The following is a 1986-nucleotide window of genomic DNA, read 5'->3' on the forward strand; positions in this document are numbered from 1 at the left end:
CTACTGTTTGTATCGACGGTAATGCATCTATGGCAAACCCCATAGGCCGAGAATGATACAGAAGGTGCTTGATCTGGGGATGCTCTCCACCTCGGTGGAGAGAGGATGTCACAGTGAAATTATACAACCCTTTATGTGCAAAAATGACAATCAAATACGTATACGGAAAAACAGTAAAAACAGGCTATGCCAACGTATGCGTTAAGGACATCGGCCCAGGTGGGTTAAAGTTCCTTTCAAATTTAAAACTACAGGTAAATCCTAATATCGTGCTGGAATTTGAGGTAAACATTCTCAACACCACTTTAAATGTGTATGGAACTGTAGTTCGAGTAGAAGAAGTTGAACCCCACATATTTGGCTACGGCGTGGAATTCACTTTTATAGATGACACATTTCGCGCCAGATTAATATCAATATTCAATGAGCTAGCAATTTACCTTAAAAAGAACATAAAATCGCCTATTTGACATTTTTACGAGGCCAAGGCGTGGTCAACAATAACGGCCAATCCCACAGGGTGTCTGCCGATGACGCCCTTAAAACAGGCAATGGAACAGGCCGTTCTGTTGAAAACAAAAACACCGGAGATGAACCCGTGGAATTCATCGCTGTTATCATAAGGGGTTAACGGGCCCAATCACAATACAGCCTTCTTTGCACCTTTTTTCAGGAAATACATATACATCACCGCCAGGGCAGACAAAACCCCTACCAAACCGCTCACGGCAAATCCCATAGAAGCCCCCCACACTTCGGTGAGCTTTCCCGCGTAAAGGCTGCCTACAGGGGTCACTCCGCCAAACACCAGTGCGTAAACGCTCATAACGCGGCCCCTAATGTGATCCTCAGAGTTGAGCTGCAATGTAGTATTAACAGAAGCCGTAAAGACAATAGAGCAAAAGCCCACAAGCAGCAGCGTAAAAGCTGCCCACCAGTAATTTTTCTCAAGGCTCAATACTATCTGAAAAACCGACATGCCCAGTGCTCCTCCCATAAGCACTTTTATCTTAGGGCCCATACGGCTTCTGGCCGCTAGAGTCAATGCTCCCATGAGAGAACCTATGCCCATTGATGTCATCAAAAAGCCGTACCCCATAGCGTTTTTGTGCAGGTCGTGTTTTGCAAAAACAGGTATTATCACATTGAAGTTCATGGCAAAAGTGCTTATCAAAGCCAGCAGTATCAAGGGAAGATATATTATGGGCTTGGACGATATGTATATAAGTCCTTCCTTTAAGTCTTTTAGCACACTGTGCTCTTTTTTCTCATACACCCTGTCGGGAACATCTATAAGCCATAAACCGGTCAAAACAGCGATAAAGCTTAAAGCATTGAGGTAAAAACACACGGCAATCCCTAAAACGCCTATGAGCACACCTGCAACAGCAGGTCCCAATATCCTGGCGAGATTGAATATAGACGAATTTAAGGCAATAGCGTTCATCAAATCTTCCCTCCCCACCAGCTCAATTATAAAAGATTGCCTGGTGGGGTTATCCAGTGTGTTGACAAAACCCAAAAGCAAAGCCAATACAAGCACGTGCCAATACCTTATCACGTCAAAATACGTAAGGGTCGCCAGCACCGCTGCAAGGATCATCAAACTGGATTGGGTAAAAAGGAGTACTTTTCGCTTAGGAAATCTATCCACAAGTGTTCCCACAAACAGAGATAAAAACATCATAGGCAAAAATTGCAGAGCATTTACTAGTCCCAGTTTAAACGCAGAGTTGGTTAGCTTGAGTACCAACCACGCCTGTCCGATGTTCTGCATCCACGTACCTATCAGCGATATGCACTGGCCTATCCAGAAAAGCCTAAAGTTTCTATGGGTAAGAGCAGGAAACGCGTCTTGTAGCCTTTTACTTAGACTTATCACCATTTTTATTCCCCCTCGTATAATATGATTTGTAATCAACCAAAAAGGTCGACCTTTAACAAGATTAATAAAGATCTTTGATATTTAAATATTGTTTCTTTAAA

General features: G+C 43.2%; 3 protein-coding genes. 2 read left to right on the top strand and 1 reads right to left on the bottom strand.

Annotation, left to right across the window (positions count from 1 at the left end; genetic code table 11):
- The first annotated feature begins 113 nt into the window (after positions 1–113).
- Both BUB87_RS13845 and BUB87_RS14295 read left to right on the top strand, forming a co-directional pair.
- Positions 114–470, top strand: coding sequence for a PilZ domain-containing protein (locus tag BUB87_RS13845; RefSeq protein ID WP_073346670.1), 357 nt, complete (start codon positions 114–116; stop codon positions 468–470).
- Between the two features lie 20 nt (positions 471–490).
- Positions 491–631: a cupin domain-containing protein gene (locus tag BUB87_RS14295; RefSeq protein WP_159432436.1), complete on the top strand. Its 141-nt coding sequence runs from the start codon at positions 491–493 to the stop codon at positions 629–631.
- A 9-nt stretch (positions 632–640) separates the two neighbouring features.
- On the opposite strand, the gene BUB87_RS13855 is transcribed toward BUB87_RS14295, so the two are convergent.
- Positions 641–1879, bottom strand: a complete 1239-nt coding sequence (locus BUB87_RS13855; RefSeq protein ID WP_073346672.1) for an MFS transporter — start codon at positions 1877–1879, stop codon at positions 641–643.
- Positions 1880–1986 lie beyond the last annotated feature (107 nt).

The organism is Caldanaerobius fijiensis DSM 17918 (assembly GCF_900129075.1).
Classification (GTDB): domain Bacteria; phylum Bacillota; class Thermoanaerobacteria; order Thermoanaerobacterales; family Caldanaerobiaceae; genus Caldanaerobius; species Caldanaerobius fijiensis.